This window comes from Echinicola strongylocentroti (assembly GCF_003260975.1).
GTDB classification, from domain to species: Bacteria; Bacteroidota; Bacteroidia; order Cytophagales; family Cyclobacteriaceae; genus Echinicola; species Echinicola strongylocentroti.
The window spans coordinates 3,764,496-3,782,985 of record NZ_CP030041.1 but is presented as its reverse complement, the minus strand read 5'-3'; the positions used below and the strand labels follow the sequence as shown (position 1 = coordinate 3,782,985).

The window sequence follows — 18,490 nt, the reverse complement described above, 5'->3', positions numbered from 1 at the left end:
TACTTTTTTTAGGGTCAAATTTTGCTAATAGAAAAAGTTATGTGTTACTTTGCTAGCAAAAGTTGTGATCACCCGCATTAAACAAAACAATCCAACTTGTTCAACACACTTTTTCGATTAATAAAAGTCAGTTAAATCATTAGACCATTCGCCTAGCGAATGGTCTTTTGTATTTAAGTCGTTTTAGCTAATGGTTTGCAATCCCTGGTCAAGGTCCTCAAGCAGGTCATCCAAATGCTCTAATCCTACAGAAACCCGAATCAGATTCTGGGGTGTTTTAGTATCAGGTCCTTCCACAGCAGCCCGTCTTTCTATGAGACTTTCTACTCCTCCGAGGCTGGTAGCATTGGTGTAATATTTTAGATTTGATATTAATTTATCGGCATCGTCAGGATTGCCTTTCACCAGAAAAGAGAGAATACCACCAAATCCAGTCATTTGGCTTTTGGCCACTCCATGATTGGGATGCCCTGTCAATCCAGGATAAAAAACACGTTCCACTTTTTCGTGTTGATCCAAAAACGACGCTATCTGGCCAGCATGTTCGGCATGCCCTTTCATCCTATATGCAAGGGTTTTGATACTGCGAATCAGCATATAACAGTCAAACGGGGACAATACGGCTCCTCCTGTCTGCTGGACATTTACCACTTCCTGCCAGAAGTCATCCACCTCCTTGGTGACCAATGCGCCTCCCAGAACATCACTGTGACCACCAAAATACTTGGTCGCGCTGTGCATCACCAAATCAGCTCCTAGCTTCAAGGGATTCTGGAATACAGGTGTCGCAAAGGTATTGTCGCAGACCACCCTGACGTCATTATCCTTGGCCATACTACTGAGAACTTTAATGTCACTGATCTTCAGCATCGGGTTGGAAGGCGTTTCGATCCACAACAGTTCGGTATTGGGCTGCAAGGCCTTTTCAAGGTTTTCAGGATCACTCAGGTCCGTAAATGTCACCTCCAGCCTATCCTTAAACAGCTCCACCAGCTGTTTTTTCAGTCCATGGTACATATCGGAAGGAGCCACGATATGACTCCCTAGTGGCAACGCCTGAAAAACCGCCATTCCAGCAGCATTTCCAGATGAAAAAGCGGCTGCTGCTTTTCCCATTTCCAATTCAGCCAACAATTTTTCGAGTGCCATTCGGTTGGGGTTGTTGGCGCGGGAATAGATCAACGAACCTTCATGATGCTCAAAAGTAGTGGACAGGGTAATCGGCTGCACCACCGGCTTATGCGGTCCCGTGATCTCCTCCCCTCCGTGTATTGCTAATGTTTCGAATTTCATAGGCTATGATTTTAACATAAAAATAGGGAAATTATAAAGGCAATTCCCAAGAGCAGCCATCATTTACCCAAAGGGAGTTAAAATTAGCCCTCTTTAGTTGAGTACTTCTTCCGCAAAAAATATGGGGACGGTACCCTGTCATAGGAAAACGGCTTGGAGAAGTACTTTTCGCAAAGATAAATCTCCAGTACTTGGACGATAATTTCTCCTTCCGAGAAATGAAAACAATTTGTCAGGTAGGGATTCAGCCTAAAATATTTGGCCGCTTTCCAACCTTTTCCCCGTTTGCCGCCTCTTTTATACAGGAAGCCAAATAAAATGAAATCAATTTTTGAGAAAGAACTAATCGAACGATGTACCAAACAAGACCGAAAAGCCCAGTTTGAGCTTTTTGAACGGTACAAGGTAGCCCTGTATTCTTCTGTCTTCAGGATTCTGAATGAAGAGGATTTGGCTCATGATGCCCTTCAAGAGGCATTTATCGAAATTTTCAAGGGAATCAAAAAATTTCGGAGTGAATCTACACTGGGCTTCTGGATGAAGCGGATAGCAATCAGGAAAGCCATCAAAATGGCCAAAAGCCGCATGCTCTTCACATCACTGGACCAAGTAGCTGAATTACCGGATCACGCTCCCCTTGACGGTTGGATTGACGGACAATTGTTGGATGTAACGATCAGGGAATTGCCGGTGGGATGTAGGAGTGTCTTTCTATTGATCGAGGTAGAAGGGTTTAAACACGCCGAATGTGCCAAACTACTATCCATCTCGGAAAGCACCTCCAAATCCCAGCTTTCTTACGCCAAAAAGCTATTGCGTGGCAAACTAAACCAACTCATGAAGGCATGAAAAAGCGACTAAACTTACCAGAACACCATCCAAATCAAGGCAGCTGGGAAGCCCTGACCTCAAAGTTGGACATGGAATCGCAGCTCAAAAGAGAAACGGAAAACCTTCCGTCAATCGGCCCTAGCAAGGACATTTGGCCTGCCATCACTTCTGAACTGGATCGTCGCCGACCTGCACCCTGGTGGTGGACGGCAGGAGCTGCTGTCATGGCTGGGATAGGGTTGTTGCTCGCCATAAACCTTTTAGATGCCACAAATGAGTTCCACCGAGAATACTTGGTCACAACCGTTTCTCCTTGGCAAACTCCATCAAGCATAAAACTACCTGAAAAACCTAAACCCCTCCCATCAAAACAATTACCAAAAACGGTCACGTCTATAGCAAAAACCACGGTAAAAAGAGCTCCTGAACAGCCTGTCATTTTGGAGGACAATAATTTACCTCTCCTGCAAATACCTTGGCTTGAAGAACCATATAGCGCATCCGGTTCCATTGCTGTCTCAGCCGAAACCAAGACAGACCAAGACACCGTAAAAGCGACACCATCCTTCCATGAAGTGACGATTTCTTGGGGCATCAACGACCGTATAAAACTCAAAACAGATTATGAGACCAAAACACCCCAGCATCAAGCTAAACTGCACAAAGTAACGGAGCCGTCCGGGAAATTGGTACTCAGGCTTTCGCAAGAAAAATAGATTCAACGCATTTGGTTTCCCTTAAACATATGCGTTTACTTAAAAGCTATAAAATCATGAACAAAGCTAATATAATCACTATCATATTCATGTTGACAGCAGCCTGTAGCTGGGCACAGGAGGTAGAAAACACCTTACCCAAAAATCATCAGCAATGGCTGGACAGACAGTGGGCCATCACCGACACCTTGCAGTTCAATTTACCCAACGAAAGCAAAATATTGTTCTATTTTAACAACACAGAGTTTTCAGCGGACTCCTTAAAGGCCATCCTGACACCACTCATCAAGCGTTCCACGCGTTTTCCTGAATTTGAGACAACAGCTTTCCGACTTGCCAGTAATTTCCAAAAGACCAGCCTTACCGCCGTAAAAAACAACATTGACCGCAAATATGGGAGACATATCGAAAGTATCGAACTGGGTATTCCTGTAGGACTGGATTTTACGCGGGGAAACTTTACGCCAGAAGTAGGCTTTCGCGCGCATCTAGGACTGCCCGGATACAGCATCGGAGCAGCTATCACCAACACCGTTTATTTTCCACAAAAGATTGAGGGAAAAATCGATGTGATGAGCAATTGGTTTATCAACGGGGAATTTTCATGGAATAAAGGAAGTAATATTGTTAACAACGAACAGACCATCCAAATCGGATATTTGCTCAACAGCCATCCTAGCGAGCTGTTTAAAGGAACTACCCTAAGAGTCATCTATAGGCATAGGATAAGCGACCACTTGTACATTCAAGCAGGTGTGGTAGCCACCGATGACTTGAACACCTATTACCCGGTCTTAGGAGTGCGTTTTTGGTAAATATCACCTTAGTTAGGGCTTCATTAGCAGTTCTCAGGGCAAACGCATAAAAAAAATGTTCCTACTCGCATTTATATCTGGCGTCCCTATGGAACTGACTCTTTTGTATGTGACAATTGTTGGTGCAGGTGGTCACCTGCACCTTCTATATGACCCTCCGCCCATGGCAGATTGGAAAGAATGATCAGTTACTAACGCATGAAATTATTAACCTCACCTAAACCAACCGCCATACTTGCGCAGAAAGGCGTGACGACTTGTTCGACCTCCACCGAAGTCCATGAGCCATTCTCGACATTCAGTGAGACAGGCTACTGCGATTCCTAATGCACACACTGGGCGGGCGGCTAAATGCTGTATTGTGAAAAGGTACGTAGTATCTTGAAACAATATGGCTTTTAGCCGCATGTTGTCGTTTGGTAGCGACCGGAGGGAGCGCAGAAACGGCGACATGCGGCGGAGCCGCCCGCCCAGTGTCAGTTTATGCCGACCGGAGGGAGGTATAAACTGACAACGAGGTATAATGCCAGCGGCACGGATGATAGCTATGCCTACAGGAAAATTGCTTTCTTTCAATATTAGTGGCGTATGAGCAAAGACTTTGCTTTCGAAGGAATTTCGTTAAAATTCACCCCTAAATCCCCTAAAGGGGACTTTTTGATCACCTCTTCAGCGTACGGGCTAGATTTAGGAAATCGAAAAAATCTTTCCTATTATCGTTTAAACCTACTTTTTCAGTCTATGTCAAATTTAGTCGGAAGATAGTATTTTAAAATACTAAATGCGTTTGCTCTGCTGTCCCCCAACCGTAAAATTATTATCCTGAAAATTTCTTATATTCACCATACATAACCCACTATTTATGAAGAACTTAATCTTTATATTTGTATATATCCTTTTCCTGGTTTCATGCAAAGGTGATGAAGAAAATTTACCGGAAGAACCGAGACACGAGGCCTTATCTGTACTGGACGGGGACTTATTTACCCCTGAGGGAAAAATTAAAGCTTCCCGAACCAGTCATTTAACACCCCTTACTGGCTATACCTATCGTTTCTATGATGCCCATGGCAATAATATTCTCAGAGTAAAGATGTCACGTAAAGAAGACACTTTAGGAATCACCATTCTTGAGTATGATGAGCTGAATCGGAAAGTAAAAAACCTATTTTTCACTTATGAATCGGGGGATTTTGTCTGGAAAACTTCCATGAAAAGCATTTTTTCTGAAAATGGACTGAGGGAAGATGTATTTATTAGTGCTCCCAATGAAACGGAAGAATACCGCTATAGCTACTTTTATAACGAAGATGGGGGGATGACAGAGTGGCGGTTTGGTAGAGAGGAAAACAGTGAAAAATATGTCTATTTCTATGAAAATGGAAGAATAAATGAAGAGCAATGGGTTTTAGAAGATAGCCATATATTTGAACGCTATTTTTATAGGTATAGGGACGACGGGCTATTGGCAGCCAAGGAAACTCACGGAACGGGCAGAAATATAATAGATGATGCCACCCAATACGAGTACAACGAATTAGGACAACTGATCCAAGTCAGAAATTATGATCAGCATTGGGGGTTTGCTTATTCGGGAATGACAGAATACATCTATTATTGAATTGTTCCAAAGCAAAAAAGGAGACTGGATAAAGCCAGTCTCCTTTTTTGTTGCGAGGTAGTTGAAATTTACCGAATGCGGTCCACAGACTTTACCAGCATTTCATCCTTACGGATAAATCGATTGGCCACGATATTAAAGATCATGGCAGCTACAATGCAGTAAAACCCGATCATAAAAGCGCCACTAGCCGTGGCATTGAAATCCATATTCTCGACATAAGTCAGGTAAACAATAAGCCCGAGGTTCGCCACCATCACCAACGAATTGATCATGTTCAGGAACATCTGCTTGGTCCTGTTCTTAAATTGGCTGAGACTATAGATCGCTATAATCGCCGCCAAAACAGCCAAAATCCCCAAATAAAAGGTTCCTGTCTGCTCCAGGACCGTCCCTGAGGTAGTATCCGTATGGGTCAAATTCCAAGCTGTCAATTTCAGCATTTCGGTCTGGTCAGGGTTTACCTGTGTCCAGATAGGAAAGTACGTTTCCAGCAGCATGGCGACAGCTACCAGAAGAAGAAAGATCGTTTGTACGCGTTGTATCATTGTCTTGTTTTAAAACTTTTGACAAAGAAACGGGGTAATTTGAATATACGCAAGTTAGAGGGGTGTAAGGTTGGGAGATGAAATATGGGGCAATTAATTTCTCACGTTGTCAATAATTCCTTTGACATAAGTATATTTACCTATCCCCTTAGCATTAAGCACCTTCTCTTCGAGATAAACAATTGACAATTGTCCGTTTTGCTCTATCGCCAAACCTATCAGCATTTTACCTTCTGTCATAAAGTAAATATCCTTCTCGATCCCCAAAGAGAAATAACGCTGTAACAAAAAGTCCTTCACTTTTTTATATTCTACTTCTTCTACCTGAAGCAACACTGCACTGGTCACTAAACATCCTTTTTCAAAAAAATACATAGATTTCTTAACAGGTTTGGCATCTCCTTTAAAAATCAACTTATCACTCAGCGCTACTTCTAATTCCCTCGGCTCCCCTGTAATAACCTCCTCCTTGGACATTCCAAATTCATGCGCCGGTTCATCAAATAGATGGTTGGTAGGATGGATCCTAACATTACATTTATCAGCATAAGTCCCATCACTCGTCATTACTCTGATAACCGCATGACCTTGAACCAAACCTTTTACCATACCGACCTCTGAAACAACGGCATAGGCGGGGTGATCAGACTCCCAAATCAGGTGACTGGAAGGATATCCATTCCCTTTAAAATCTACTTCGAGTTTCATTTCTTCATGAACTCCCAAGTATAGGGATGAGTCACGGAGAGTAAGCACTTCTTCATGCACATGCCTCTCATGTCTACAACCCAAAAGCACTAACGTGACAACTACTATCCCCAACCATCGTGTTGTAAATATCATATCTAAATCCCGAATTAATACCGAGTTAAAAGTGGCAAACACTGAAAATTAGTAAAACCAGGTCATTTTGCTACTGCAAAATGAAACACATAACAAAAAGTTCATCTATCGCAACTATATTTTCAACATTGCAAACCACCCTGAATAAAGTATCTTTGTAAGTTCATGGAGACAATCAGACGGTACTTTCTGGAAGTGGCCTACAAAGGCACCCACTATCACGGCTGGCAAATCCAGCCCAACGCCATTACGGTACAAGAAGCCATCAATAAGGCACTGCAAACCATCTTACGGCAAGACGTCGCCACCATGGGCAGCGGAAGGACAGACACGGGAGTCCACGGCAAACAGCAATTCTTGCATTTTGACTGGGCGGACAAACTGGAAAAAACTGTTTTTCTCAAAAAAATCAACGCAGTCCTACCAAAAGATATCAGTGCCTATGATCTAAGAGAAGCGATTCCTGAGGCACATGCACGTTTCGATGCAGAATGGAGAAGCTATGAATACCATATCTCTTTACGAAAAAATCCGTTTGAAGAAACGTTGTCCTGGCATTGCTTTTACCAGCTGGGTGTGGCTAAAATGAACGAGGCGGCAGCTTTGCTATTGCAGCATCGGGATTTTGAGTGTTTCAGTAAGGTGAAAACGGAAGTCAATCATTTTGAATGCGAAATAAAAACAGCTTTTTGGGAACAAAAAGACCATCATTTGGTATTCCATATAACGGCCAATCGGTTTTTGCGCGGCATGGTCAGGGCCATTGTAGGAACCTTGGTAGAAATAGGCAAAGGCCAACTGGATCTATCAGGTTTTCAGCAGATTTTGGACAGCCGAGACAGAAGGAAGGCGGGCATAGCCGCTCCACCTCACGGTCTGTTCCTCAGTAGGGTGACCTACCCCGAAAAAATATTCATCTAAAAGACAATAGATTTTGAGTCTGGAAAAAGAAAATGTAAAAAGCGGAGACATCATCGACACCCAGGTGCTTGGTAAGCTCTATCAGTTTGTAAAACCCTACCGAGGTCGGTTCTTCTTTCTGATTTTCCTTACCGTTGCCTTGGCTGCTTTGGCACCTACAAAGCCGCTGTTTATCCAAAAAGCCATTGACGAACACGTAGCCATTGGCGATCAGGAAGGTTTGCTTCGCATTATTTACCTATTGGTCGGGCTATTGGTCCTGCAGGCCGTGGTGCAGTTTGCCCACACGTACCTTTCTGGCTGGATCGGACAGGTCATCATACGGGACATCAGGATCAAGCTCTATCGGCATTTGCTCAAAATGCGCCTGAAGTTTTTTGACAATACCCCCATCGGTCGATTGGTCACCCGGAATATTTCGGATGTCGAATCCCTCTCGAATGTGTTTAGCGAAGGTCTGGCGGCGATCATCGGAGACTTACTTCAGCTTTTCACCATTTTGGGTGTGATGTTTTGGGTGGACTGGAAACTCACCCTAGTCAGTCTGAGCACTCTTCCGCTGCTGATCATTTCTACTTATATCTTTAAGGAAAAGGTAAAAGTGGCCTTTAATGAGGTCAGAAATGCCGTATCCAATCTCAACTCCTTTTTGCAGGAGCATATCACCGGTATGAACATCGTTCAGGTATTTAACCGCGAGGATAGTGAATACAAGAAATTTGATGCCATCAATACCGAGCACAAAAAAGCCAATGTCAAATCGGTGCTCTACTATGCCATTTACTATCCCGTAGCTGAAATCATCCAAGCCGTAGGAATAGGCCTAGTGGTCTGGTATGGAGCTACAGGTGTATTTGGGCTAGACCTGAAAGTGGGAGTATTGATCTCTTTCATCATGTACTTGCAGCTCTTTTTCCGCCCCATCAGGATGCTCGCAGACCGGTTCAACACCTTGCAAATGGGCGTGGTAAGCTCCTCAAGGATCTTCAAGTTATTGGAAAGCGATGAACACATTGCCAATGAAGGCAATTATACCCCTGAAAAAATCAAAGGCAATATAAAGCTAGAACATGTTTGGTTTGCCTACAATGATGAAGAATGGGTACTGAAAGACATCAATTTCAATGTCAAACACGGCGAAACGGTCGCGCTGGTGGGTGCCACTGGAGCGGGCAAATCCTCTATCATCAACCTGATCAGCCGTTTTTATGAAATCAACAAGGGAACCATCAAAGTAGATGATAAGAACATCCGGGATTTTGACCTGGGAATCCTGCGCCGACACATTGGAGTGGTGCTACAGGATGTGTTCTTATTCTCTGACACGATCTACTTTAACATCACCCTGGGCAACCCCGATATCACCAAAGAGCAAGTAATGGAAGCAGCGGAACTTGTCGGAGCCAAGAAATTTATCGAGCGCCTCCCTGGAGGGCTTGACTACAATGTCATGGAACGCGGAGCTACGCTATCCGTAGGACAACGTCAGTTGATTTCCTTTGTCCGGGCCATGGTGTACAATCCCGAAATCATCATTCTTGACGAAGCCACCTCATCAGTGGATACCGAAACCGAAGAACTGATCCAAAGTGCTATCGAAAAAATGATGAAAGGCAGGACCTCTATCGTCATCGCCCACAGGCTCTCCACCATCCAGAAAGCCCACAATATCATCGTACTGCATAAAGGTGAAATCAAGGAAATGGGCACTCACGATGCCTTGCTCGAACAAGAAGGCTATTATGCCCAACTCCACCAGATGCAGCTCAAATCCATGGTGAGTGAGTAAGGTATGAAAGTCAAAAGGTTTGGAGTTTGCCAATCTGCATTGCTTCGTAGTCCTTTAGTCCTACTCACAATAAACGGGGCTGTTCTGGACTTATAATCACGAACAATGATAAAGGAGATTTGTAACACCTATTTTTTTAAAATTCCCTTCCCGAAAAACAGACCTTTCCATAATAGGGCTTAAATTTGCGCCGTTCTAACGTAAAACCATAGCAAAACGCTAAAATACCTACACATGAAAAAGATTCTGCTATTGCTTATCTTTAGCCTGCCCATCGCGGCATTTGCACAGGAACAATCCATCGGCTTAAGGATTGGCGAACCCATCAGCATCACCTACAAGACCTTTCTGGATGACAAAATCTCCTTTGAAGGAATGATCGGCCGGGGAAGTGCCAACAGCTCGGCCTATTACCGCAAGGTCTTCGACAGCAACAAGCCATCACCAAATGCCTTTTACCTTAACCACAGTGCCGGAGGAGGCATCTCCTTTAATGGCAGAGTGGCCTATCACGAAGATATCACGGCTGAGTTTGACATTACCGAAGGAAGTTTGTTGGCCTTTGGTGGGGCAGGCTTGCAGCTGAGAAGCATTAATGTCGAATATGCGTATCAGGAAACAGCCGACGTAACGGCCGTTTTTTCTGAGAACAAAAATAACATTGACTTTGGCCTCGAAGTATTTGGTGGTGGAGAATACTACTTCGAAGACCAGCCGGTCAGTGTCTTTGCGGAATTGGGGCTTATGATGGAAATCGCTGACCGCCCCGGCCACGTCAAGCTACAGGGCGGCATTGGAGCTAGGTATCATTTTTGAGTCTTGAGTCTTGAGTCTTGAGACTTGAGTCTTGAGACTTGAGACTTGAGACAAATTCCTCCCCGCCGCGGCGGGGAGGTTAGGTGGGGTAGATAGGCGCATAATGGGAATTGGGTTGTGCTGATGGTCATGTGCCAATACGATCAGCTTTGAAGTGACACCCAAACAGGCTTTGCCTGGTGCAAAACAGATTCAATAAGGCCATGGACAATCACGGAGTTAGAAAATGAAAAAAACGTTAATTATCGTCGGCATATTGGCCGCACTGGGGTTTAGCATCTTTGCTTACTTGGGTGGTTTTAAGGACTATCCTATTACGGTAATCGAGCAGGAGAGCCTCCACCTTTATGGACTCACCTACAGGGGCACGCCCCAAGATGAGGGGCTCAAAAACACCTTCCAAACGATAGAAGCGGCCTTAACCGAAGAAGCTGAAGCCACCTTGCACACCATCTATTACGTGGAGCCTGCCGGCAAACTGGACACCATGAAAGTCTTCGTGGGGCTGGACAAGACAAATGATGGCATGAAGGCAGACTGGGAGGAAAAAGTCATCCAAGGAAATCAATTCCTAGTGGCCGACCTACGGTACGACAAATGGGTCATGCCACGACCAGCAACCATCAAAGAAGATATGCAGGCTTTTGCCGTGGAGCACCACCTCACCCTATCCGGCATCTTCATCGATCGCCTGCTCCGTGAAGACCATGTTCAAGTTTGGGCACCTATTGTCAAAAAGAAATAGGAAACTGGTGATTTTTGGTATGATTTTGGTAAAATGAAATTTATGGCCGATCTTATCGGATGATATAAAACAAATTTTCCAATTGGCCGTCTAATAAGAATGTCGTGAAACTAACCCCCTCAGATATGAGAAAATTATTGTTGCTTTTATTTGTTGCTACAACCTTTATGATCCAAGGTTGTGAAGGCCCTCCAGGCCCGCAGGGGCCTCCTGGTGAGCCAGGTGGATTATTTGTAGGCGAAACTTTTGAAGTAGAGGTTTCATTTAATGATGCGAACAATTATTCAAAACTATTTGATCTGGATCCACCAATGGAAGAAGGAGATGCAATTCTAATTTATATGAATGAAGCATCACCTGTGTATGATGATAGAAATGCTTGGAGGTTGCTACCGCAGACCTTTTACATAGAACAAGGTACTCTAGTTTATAATTTTGACCATACACCTAGTACTTTCAGCATTTTTATGGACAACTCTCCTGTAGATTTTGCTCAATTAACCACTTATTGGACCGATAATTTACTTTTTAGGGTAGTAATTGTGCCTTCGGATTTGTTTAGTGCCAATGCCAGAATGGATTTCTCAAATTATGATGCTACAATGGAATATCTGGATATAGAAGAAAGTGACTTTGTGAAAATTCAAAAATAGCATTGATAAAACATATGATTACAGCCACCGAGAGTAATTTCGGTGGTTTTTTTTATTTTTACTACTCATCAACACCTTTGCGTTCTTCAGCATTCTATATTTTATAGATTGATTATACGCTTTCATGCCAGTAGATTATATTTCTCACTGACTGAATGCACAGAATCCCCAGAATGAAACAAGGCATTGCTGAGATTTCCGTGATTTCTGTGAGCACTTGTACAATTGCGGCTATACATAATTAATAATGACAATGCCACAAAGACCAGAAGGCACCATGTTTTTTTTCAGTACCAAAATCCATTTCCCCAATACAGTTCGTATAATTTAGCGCAATCAACTATCTTTGCGCCATGCAATTGAAGAACGACTTGTTATTAAGAGCGGCCCGCGGCGAGCAGGTGGAACGCACCCCTGTTTGGCTGATGCGTCAGGCCGGAAGGATTTTGCCCGAATACAGGGAAGTACGAAGCAGCGTAAGTGGCTTTATCGAACTCGCCCAGACACCATCGCTGGCAGCAGAAGTCACCCTACAGCCGGTAGACTTGCTGGGTGTGGATGCGGCCATTATTTTTTCGGACATATTGGTCATTCCGGAAGCCATGGGGCTACCCTATGAGATGATCGAAAAACGGGGACCAAGATTCCCTGACACCGTTTCTTCAGCAGCAGACCTCGACAAACTGAGGATTGCAGATGGCGTGGATGACCTTAGCTATGTCATCGAAGCCATCAAGATTACCAAAAAAGCCCTTAACGGACGAGTACCATTGATCGGCTTTGCCGGTGCACCTTGGACGATCTTTGCCTATATGGTCGAGGGATCAGGAAGTAAAACCTTCTCCAAATCCAGGGCCATGCTGTATCAGGAGCCGGTATTGGCAGAACGCCTGCTGGACATGATCACGAAGTCCACCATCAACTACCTCAAGGCCCAAATAGCCGCGGGGGCGGATATTGTGCAGATTTTTGACAGCTGGGCAGGCATCTTACCGCCAGACCATTATCAAAAATACGCCCTGAAATACATTTCCGAAATCTGCGATGCCATTACGGAAGTGCCTGTAACGGTATTTGCCAAAGGCGCCTTCTTTGCACGAGAGGAAATGGCCAAGCTGAACTGTGAAACCATCGGCCTCGACTGGAACATGGGCATTGCCGAATCCAGAAGCCTCATTGGTGACCAAAAAACGCTTCAGGGCAACCTGGACCCAGCAGCCCTGTATGGTTCGGCAGCAGAAGTGGAAGCCGCCACCAAAAGAATGCTGGACCAATTCGGTGCCGGCAGGCACATCGCCAACCTTGGTCATGGTGTCTACCCGGATATCGATCCCGAAAAAGTAAAGGTGTTCATCAATACGGTCAAGGAATACAGCAGTCAGCTAAGGGACAACGTATAAACCAACAAATCAATCGTCCAAGGAAAAGCAGTCACCATGGCACAGAGTAGGCTAAGGCATTAATTCCATCTAATTCCTGAAGTTTTTGGGTATGTCTAGGGGGGGGGGATTGAACTAGGCTTTCAGCCTGTTTGAGGACACTGCTTTTAAACCCGGATTATGCGTTAGGAATCGTAGTGAGAGCTGAAAGTGCAAGAAAATCAGTTAGTCTGGAGGCATTAGCGTAGCACCGCTACGGTTATGCCGAAAACTAAAGTGAAACGGCTGATTTTGAAGCAGTTTAAGGTCGCAACACCTGTGCGCCGTGGCGTAGATAGGCTAATGCATATTCCGGGTTCAATGCCGTTTAGTTAAGGGCATTTCCTCCTTTTCATATACCTAAAAGTCCTTTTTTTGATTGACTTTGGCTGGGGAAACCTGATCATCTTGGTGGATCCTTTTCCTTTTTTCCCCCGAAAGCCTTCGGGGCAGGCTATTGATGAAAAAAGAAAGAAAAAAATCTAGGCCGGTGGTAGGCCTTTTAAAATGGAACATGGATTTACCCTGCGACCGAGATCCGTCACCCATTTTAATTTCCAGCCGATGGCTACGGCCTAAAAGCGAGTGGGTCTCGCTGTTCCACGACGCAAGCCAACTCCCTTTCTTAACGGCCGCCACCATCGGCTGGAAAACAGGCATACCAAGGGCCGTAATAAGGAAGCCATACCTTTTTTGGCTCAGGGGGGCTTATAGTTCTCGCTCAACTTGGTTACTTAAGAAAATATACCACTACATGGAATAATGATGATAATTTATCCATAAGAAACTTATTAATCGGATCCGCCTTGCAGGTATTGGGCGTTAAGAAATTAAAAAGCGGGTGGGCAAAAAGGCAGGCTTGTTTGACGAAATGCTGCCTTAAAAGAATGTTGGCAGTTAAAAAGGAGGAGTTTGCCTGCATGAGGGGAGGTTTTAATTTTAGGCCAATAGATGCACAGCGGCGGGGTTTTTTGGTTACTTTTTTGACCTGAAGCAAAAAAGTAACAAAGGTAAAGGGATGAAAACCACCTAAGAATTTAGCCAGAAAAATAACTGCCCAAGAAAAAAATATAGAACCCATATTTTCCAGATACACACTAACTAAACGGCATTAATTCCGGGTTAAACATTCCCCTAGTTATTGCCTCGGTTATGGCATTGATTACCGTATTTTCCCTATTGTGCCCTATTGTGCCTAATGTGGTTCTCAAATAAGTTAGCTACTTTACTTTACCCTTTTTCGATGTCTTGTAATTCGGGTTTAATACTCTGCTATAAGAGTCCCAATCCCTTAGTGACTTAGGGACTTTGTGGCTTCTATAGCTGAATAACAAAAGACATGTCGCAACAACAAAAAAAGGGCTGTCACGTATTGACAGCCCCATGCCCAAACCTATGCTAATTGGTGGGATCTTAGAAATAAATATATTTCTTCCTTCCTTGGGCATCCTTTATCCGCACATAAAGCCCTTCTACTTTTCTATTGGTAAATCTATAATTTCGCTCAAACCCTTCTTCCACATTGACCTCATCCGTGGCGATGCGCTTATTGGATTCGTCGAAGATGTCCACGTGGGTACCTGGTACTTTGATCCCAAGGACTTTGAGGTTGATGGTGTTTTGATCACTCACTTTGCCATAAGCGACGATCGGCATGTCCATCACAATCTTCTTTTCTTTCGTGAGCACCTCATAAGTGATTTCTTCGTCTTTCGTTTTGATCTTGATCTTATACGCTCCTTCTGGAAGGTCATCCAAGTTATAAGGTATTTTCAATGACTGGTTTGCCCTGTACCTGTTAACAGCCAAAATTTTATTGTCTTCATTCAGGATAAAGATCTTCACCTTACCCACTGGAGCACCCAATGTGACTGCGACATGCTTATCTGTGGCCTCTACCATGGTATTGGCCATTAAACTTTCTTTTTTTGCCAAGGTATCGGGGTTAGCGGATGCATTGGCCAGGAAAATCATTCCTACTACAAAAACGGATGTGAATAATGCTTTCATGACGGTATTTGTTATGTTAATTGTAAGTTTTTAAAATCTGATTGCGTTTGTACTTCCCTATACACCAATCGCATACCACAACCATTTTTCTTGTTTTGGCACAGCAAAAATCACCCTTCAAAAAATTATCAAAACATTAAAAAAACGTAAAACAGCCTCTTTTGGCATGGGATATCAACGCCAAAAGTGTATCAAAATCAACAAGGTGTTCGGACAAATGAGCGGAAACAATACAGTTTTTTTCGATTTTACAGTCTAGCGCTGCCCTGGAATTATTGTAATGCTATCATAAAAAATAATTAAAAAAATATTTTTTTCAATTCTCACCCGGCTCTATTTCAGGTCATTAGTCCTTTAGGACTGTACTATTCCGAACACTCGAATGTTCTATTCTGACACAAAACTCGCCCAATATCACTCATAAAATGCTCCACACATTATCCATAACCACCACAAAAACAACCTACATTTCATAAGTTCGGCCTACCCGTTTTCTCCCATTACGGCTCTTAATGCTTCAAACAGAGCGTTTAACAGGATTGTTTTACTCCTCCGGGCTCTTGGCATTAGGCTTGGTACTGATCCTGTAAACCAACTATTATTAAGATTATGAAAAAGCAATTATTGGTAATCGGACTATTCACCGCCGGTACACTGGGGCTATTTTCCTGTAACAATGAAGACCAGGACGAAATGCCAAATGCCACGGTGAATGTAAAAGCAAGGGCAATTGCTGAAAACAGTTCCCTAGAGGAAGAACAGCCAGTCGAAAATGCCAGAACCATCTCAGGCGCCAATATCATCAGTACAGCACTGAGCATTGGGAATATAAGCCTTCATGGTGGTGACGAAGGTGCTGCCTCCGTTCAGCTTCCACTTGAAGGGGATGCTTCCATTGGGCTGAGCCTTTTGGAAAGTGCCCTGCCGCTGACCAAAACAATAGGGACAGTAACACTAAACCCGGGGGAATACGCTGACATCACTCTGCAGCTCCAGCAGGATACTGCACTTACTGAAACGGATGCCATGTATGAAAAGACCTTAAAAATAGATGGCAATGTCAACAATCAGCTGATGACATTCCATACCAATACTGAGGAAATGCTCACTGCGGCAGCCCAATCGGGGAGTATCAGCATTACAGGAAATCAGGACATCTACCTTAACGTTGATATTAACAGGTTACTGGAAAATGTAGACCTGACGCTGGCCATGGATGGCAATGGAAACGGCACCATAGAGATAGAGCCGAACAATTTGGATGGTAACCGGGACATCTACCTGACCATTATCGGCAATCTAGAAAAGGCCCTGTACATTTCTGGCGAGTGAGGATAAAAAAAGGTGTTTCCAAACCGGAAACACCTTTTTAAGTCTATTAAATACTATACTTCTTACAGGGCAGAGATGTATTCACCGTCACCTGCTTCATTTCTTACTTCAAATACCAAGTCGTCAAGAGAAGCTACTTTTTCGAATTTGAAGACTTTTCCAAACTTGTCACCTTCGAAGCTATCTTCGAAAATCACATTTCCTTGGTCAAGGATTCTAACAATTTTTTTGCTGTCATCGGAAGACTTCACCAAGAAGGCGATATTGCTTTCGTCAAGTACTTTTACTTTAGTGAAGTAACCTGCTTTCACTCTTTTGGTACCTACAAAAAGGTCTTTGTTCTGGATAGTTCCTTGCTCAGGAGTGAATACTTCAAAGTGGTATTCGCCATCAGCTAGGGCTGTAAGGTCATACTTTTTGGCAAATAATTTATCGCTTGAAATAATATCCTTGAAGATCACTGAGCTGTTCTCATCTTTGATTCTTACCAGCACTTTGCTGCTAGGTACAGCCAAGAACTTCAATTCTACCTTTTTGTCTCCTACTTTTTCAATTTTAACGGTTTTTTCGTCCAGGTCAGATCCTGTCTTCGCGAATGTACTTACTGAAATACAGAACGCTACTAGTGTTGCAATAATTAATCTCATAACTAGAAAATTTTATAGAGTTTTTAGATTTCTTTTTCCCATTAGCCGTTTGGGCTTTCTGGGCGTTTAGTTTTTTTGAGCTTAATTATTTTGGGCGTGTAATTGTTTTTTGTTTTTGATTACACTACAAATGTAATACACGAACGATATATTTACCAAATATTCAATGAAAAATATCTAAAATTAACGATTCAGTAACAATACCGCCAAAACATTAATTATACCGTATTATCGACTTCATTCCTCCCATAATAAAGCCGGGCAACACTTTTTAAAATATTATTTCAAACAATAATCATTAAACAAAATAAAATTACTCGATAAAATTTTTAAAATTAATTTCACCATTAAAATTCGGGATTCATTTCAAACGTTTGCACCAGCTTTTGAGAAATATCGTAACGCTTTGTCTTCTCAAAAACTGCTGTGCCAATGGCTTTACTGCGGAACAACTCGCAGTGGGTTATTAATTCAGCCCTACCTATCGCTGTTATGAAATGGGAAATGATTTGGCTGTATCCGGATTTATGGATATACCCCAGAGGCCTTGCTTTATTCCGAATTAGAGATAAAGCAGAAAAATTGGGGGGGATAGCGGTTCGTTTTGATAGGACGCTGATGGCGCAGATGATTAAGATTTGCGCTGATCTGTTTCTTAAACTGAAAAAGCCAATTTGTATAACAAAAGCCCTGAAAGGGCATGACACCCATAGCCATGGTCAACGCTTATGCGTAAACATCAATATTAATATCCTTGTTTTAGCGGCAATCATCTTCCTAGCGCTTATAAATTCACGCTAAAACCTCAATACACATAAAAATAAAAAGGACTGCCCCTAAAGACAGTCCTTCAATTTCTTAGCTAAGAAGTGTACTTACAGAGCGGACAGGTATTTGCCAGCTCCCTCCTCATCTCTCACCTCAAATACAAGGTTACTGAGAGAGGCTACTTTTTCGAAAGTGAATAATTTCCCGTATTTATCCCCCTCGAAAGTGTCTTCAAAAATCACATGACCTTCCTCAAGGATACGGATGTACTTTTTGTTAGCTCCTTTTGCTTTTACAAGGAGAGCTATCTTTTTATCATCCATCACCTTGATTTTGGTGAAATAATTGGATCCAGCAGACTTTTCTTCGCCAAGGTTAAACTCAAAATTGGAGATGGTACCATCTTCTCGGGTAAACACCTCAAACTTGTAATCACCTTCAGCGAGCGCAGAGAGGTCATAGTTTTTCTTAAATTCCTTCTCTGTCTTGATTATTTCTTTGTAGATCACTCCACTGTTGGCGTTTTTGATCCTTACCAGTACGTTTCCATTTGGCTCGGTCAAAAACTTTAACTGTACTTTCTTGTTCCCAATTTTTTCGAGAACAGCTTTAGCTTCTTTTTCTTCTTTTTTGAGGTCAGTATGACCTGCAGTTAGGGCCGAGGCATTTAGTGAAATGCTTAGGGCCATCATTGTTGCAATAATTAATCTCATGGTTTTAAAGT

Annotated in this window: 20 protein-coding genes; 12 read left to right on the top strand and 8 right to left on the bottom strand. The window is 43.1% G+C overall.

The window, feature by feature from the left end:
* Nucleotides 1-183: 183 nt before the first annotated feature.
* Nucleotides 184-1,293 (bottom strand): trans-sulfuration enzyme family protein, encoded by a 1,110-nt coding sequence (locus DN752_RS14645; protein ID WP_112784639.1) that lies wholly within the window; start codon nt 1,291-1,293, stop codon nt 184-186.
* A gap of 318 nt (nt 1,294-1,611) precedes the next feature.
* On the opposite strand from DN752_RS14645, the gene DN752_RS14640 reads away from it, so the two are divergent.
* The 4 genes from DN752_RS14640 to DN752_RS14625 all read left to right on the top strand — a co-directional run bounded on the left by DN752_RS14640 (nt 1,612) and on the right by DN752_RS14625 (nt 5,276).
* A complete protein-coding gene (locus DN752_RS14640) occupies nt 1,612-2,142 on the top strand; it encodes an RNA polymerase sigma factor (protein WP_112784638.1) in 531 nt (176 codons plus the stop codon).
* Nucleotides 2,139-2,840, top strand: a complete 702-nt coding sequence (locus tag DN752_RS14635) for a hypothetical protein (protein WP_112784637.1) — start codon at nt 2,139-2,141, stop codon at nt 2,838-2,840. Before DN752_RS14640 ends, DN752_RS14635 begins: the two co-directional genes overlap by 4 nt.
* Before the next feature lie 56 nt (nt 2,841-2,896).
* The gene (locus tag DN752_RS14630; RefSeq protein ID WP_112786567.1) at nt 2,897-3,655 is read left to right on the top strand and encodes a hypothetical protein; all 759 of its coding nucleotides are present in this window, start codon (nt 2,897-2,899) and stop codon (nt 3,653-3,655) included.
* 862 nt (nt 3,656-4,517) lie between these two features.
* A complete protein-coding gene (locus DN752_RS14625) occupies nt 4,518-5,276 on the top strand; it encodes a hypothetical protein (RefSeq protein WP_112784636.1) in 759 nt (252 codons plus the stop codon).
* Nucleotides 5,277-5,344: 68 nt separating this feature from the next.
* On the opposite strand, the gene DN752_RS14620 is transcribed toward DN752_RS14625, so the two are convergent.
* Nucleotides 5,345-5,824 (bottom strand): DUF4293 domain-containing protein, encoded by a 480-nt coding sequence (locus DN752_RS14620; protein WP_112784635.1) that lies wholly within the window; start codon nt 5,822-5,824, stop codon nt 5,345-5,347.
* 93 nt (nt 5,825-5,917) lie between these two features.
* Complete coding sequence (locus DN752_RS14615; protein ID WP_112784634.1) at nt 5,918-6,667, bottom strand: Ig-like domain-containing protein; 750 nt, start codon at nt 6,665-6,667, stop codon at nt 5,918-5,920.
* A gap of 165 nt (nt 6,668-6,832) precedes the next feature.
* Between DN752_RS14615 and truA the strand changes: the two genes are divergently transcribed.
* The 6 genes from truA to hemE all read left to right on the top strand — a co-directional run bounded on the left by truA (nt 6,833) and on the right by hemE (nt 12,991).
* The gene (truA, locus tag DN752_RS14610; protein ID WP_112784633.1) at nt 6,833-7,588 is read left to right on the top strand and encodes a tRNA pseudouridine(38-40) synthase TruA; all 756 of its coding nucleotides are present in this window, start codon (nt 6,833-6,835) and stop codon (nt 7,586-7,588) included.
* 13 nt (nt 7,589-7,601) lie between these two features.
* On the top strand, nt 7,602-9,377 hold the full coding sequence (locus DN752_RS14605) for an ABC transporter ATP-binding protein (protein WP_112784632.1): 1,776 nt from the start codon (nt 7,602-7,604) through the stop codon (nt 9,375-9,377).
* Between the two features lie 234 nt (nt 9,378-9,611).
* Nucleotides 9,612-10,193 (top strand): hypothetical protein, encoded by a 582-nt coding sequence (locus tag DN752_RS14600; RefSeq protein ID WP_112784631.1) that lies wholly within the window; start codon nt 9,612-9,614, stop codon nt 10,191-10,193.
* 226 nt (nt 10,194-10,419) lie between these two features.
* Nucleotides 10,420-10,938 (top strand): hypothetical protein, encoded by a 519-nt coding sequence (locus DN752_RS14595; protein WP_112784630.1) that lies wholly within the window; start codon nt 10,420-10,422, stop codon nt 10,936-10,938.
* A gap of 125 nt (nt 10,939-11,063) precedes the next feature.
* Nucleotides 11,064-11,591, top strand: coding sequence for a hypothetical protein (locus DN752_RS14590; RefSeq protein ID WP_112786566.1), 528 nt, complete (start codon nt 11,064-11,066; stop codon nt 11,589-11,591).
* A 353-nt stretch (nt 11,592-11,944) separates the two neighbouring features.
* Complete coding sequence (gene hemE, locus DN752_RS14585) at nt 11,945-12,991, top strand: uroporphyrinogen decarboxylase (protein ID WP_112784629.1); 1,047 nt, start codon at nt 11,945-11,947, stop codon at nt 12,989-12,991.
* A gap of 378 nt (nt 12,992-13,369) precedes the next feature.
* Here hemE and DN752_RS24500 read toward each other — a convergent pair whose 3' ends face one another.
* The 3 genes from DN752_RS24500 to DN752_RS14570 form a co-directional block, all read right to left on the bottom strand.
* Nucleotides 13,370-13,669, bottom strand: coding sequence for a hypothetical protein (locus tag DN752_RS24500; protein ID WP_162633223.1), 300 nt, complete (start codon nt 13,667-13,669; stop codon nt 13,370-13,372).
* A 70-nt stretch (nt 13,670-13,739) separates the two neighbouring features.
* Entirely contained in the window at nt 13,740-14,090 is a 351-nt protein-coding gene (locus DN752_RS14575) for a hypothetical protein (protein WP_112784627.1), read from the bottom strand.
* A gap of 332 nt (nt 14,091-14,422) precedes the next feature.
* A complete protein-coding gene (locus tag DN752_RS14570) occupies nt 14,423-15,019 on the bottom strand; it encodes a hypothetical protein (protein ID WP_112784626.1) in 597 nt (198 codons plus the stop codon).
* A 609-nt stretch (nt 15,020-15,628) separates the two neighbouring features.
* On the opposite strand from DN752_RS14570, the gene DN752_RS14565 reads away from it, so the two are divergent.
* Nucleotides 15,629-16,351, top strand: coding sequence for a hypothetical protein (locus DN752_RS14565; RefSeq protein ID WP_112784625.1), 723 nt, complete (start codon nt 15,629-15,631; stop codon nt 16,349-16,351).
* A gap of 62 nt (nt 16,352-16,413) precedes the next feature.
* Here the strand turns inward: DN752_RS14565 and DN752_RS14560 are convergent, their stop codons facing one another.
* Entirely contained in the window at nt 16,414-16,998 is a 585-nt protein-coding gene (locus DN752_RS14560; RefSeq protein WP_112784624.1) for a hypothetical protein, read from the bottom strand.
* A 432-nt stretch (nt 16,999-17,430) separates the two neighbouring features.
* On the opposite strand from DN752_RS14560, the gene DN752_RS14555 reads away from it, so the two are divergent.
* Nucleotides 17,431-17,799, top strand: a complete 369-nt coding sequence (locus tag DN752_RS14555) for a hypothetical protein (protein ID WP_112784623.1) — start codon at nt 17,431-17,433, stop codon at nt 17,797-17,799.
* A gap of 74 nt (nt 17,800-17,873) precedes the next feature.
* On the opposite strand, the gene DN752_RS14550 is transcribed toward DN752_RS14555, so the two are convergent.
* On the bottom strand, nt 17,874-18,479 hold the full coding sequence (locus tag DN752_RS14550; protein ID WP_112784622.1) for a hypothetical protein: 606 nt from the start codon (nt 18,477-18,479) through the stop codon (nt 17,874-17,876).
* Nucleotides 18,480-18,490: the final 11 nt, after the last annotated feature.

Bases quoted from the DNA above. Each gene is read 5' to 3' on its own strand.
- DN752_RS14645 (WP_112784639.1), bottom strand. From the start codon at position 1,293: ATGAAATTCGAAACATTAGCAATACACGGAGGGGAGGAGATCACGGGA.
- DN752_RS14640 (WP_112784638.1), top strand. From the start codon at position 1,612: ATGAAATCAATTTTTGAGAAAGAACTAATCGAACGATGTACCAAACAA.
- DN752_RS14635 (WP_112784637.1), top strand. From the start codon at position 2,139: ATGAAAAAGCGACTAAACTTACCAGAACACCATCCAAATCAAGGCAGC.
- DN752_RS14630 (WP_112786567.1), top strand. From the start codon at position 2,897: ATGAACAAAGCTAATATAATCACTATCATATTCATGTTGACAGCAGCC.
- DN752_RS14625 (WP_112784636.1), top strand. From the start codon at position 4,518: ATGAAGAACTTAATCTTTATATTTGTATATATCCTTTTCCTGGTTTCA.
- DN752_RS14620 (WP_112784635.1), bottom strand. From the start codon at position 5,824: ATGATACAACGCGTACAAACGATCTTTCTTCTTCTGGTAGCTGTCGCC.
- DN752_RS14615 (WP_112784634.1), bottom strand. From the start codon at position 6,667: ATGATATTTACAACACGATGGTTGGGGATAGTAGTTGTCACGTTAGTG.
- truA (WP_112784633.1), top strand. From the start codon at position 6,833: ATGGAGACAATCAGACGGTACTTTCTGGAAGTGGCCTACAAAGGCACC.
- DN752_RS14600 (WP_112784631.1), top strand. From the start codon at position 9,612: ATGAAAAAGATTCTGCTATTGCTTATCTTTAGCCTGCCCATCGCGGCA.
- DN752_RS14595 (WP_112784630.1), top strand. From the start codon at position 10,420: ATGAAAAAAACGTTAATTATCGTCGGCATATTGGCCGCACTGGGGTTT.
- DN752_RS14590 (WP_112786566.1), top strand. From the start codon at position 11,064: ATGAGAAAATTATTGTTGCTTTTATTTGTTGCTACAACCTTTATGATC.
- hemE (WP_112784629.1), top strand. From the start codon at position 11,945: ATGCAATTGAAGAACGACTTGTTATTAAGAGCGGCCCGCGGCGAGCAG.
- DN752_RS24500 (WP_162633223.1), bottom strand. From the start codon at position 13,669: ATGCCTGTTTTCCAGCCGATGGTGGCGGCCGTTAAGAAAGGGAGTTGG.
- DN752_RS14575 (WP_112784627.1), bottom strand. From the start codon at position 14,090: ATGGGTTCTATATTTTTTTCTTGGGCAGTTATTTTTCTGGCTAAATTC.
- DN752_RS14570 (WP_112784626.1), bottom strand. From the start codon at position 15,019: ATGAAAGCATTATTCACATCCGTTTTTGTAGTAGGAATGATTTTCCTG.
- DN752_RS14565 (WP_112784625.1), top strand. From the start codon at position 15,629: ATGAAAAAGCAATTATTGGTAATCGGACTATTCACCGCCGGTACACTG.
- DN752_RS14560 (WP_112784624.1), bottom strand. From the start codon at position 16,998: ATGAGATTAATTATTGCAACACTAGTAGCGTTCTGTATTTCAGTAAGT.
- DN752_RS14555 (WP_112784623.1), top strand. From the start codon at position 17,431: ATGGCTTTACTGCGGAACAACTCGCAGTGGGTTATTAATTCAGCCCTA.
- DN752_RS14550 (WP_112784622.1), bottom strand. From the start codon at position 18,479: ATGAGATTAATTATTGCAACAATGATGGCCCTAAGCATTTCACTAAAT.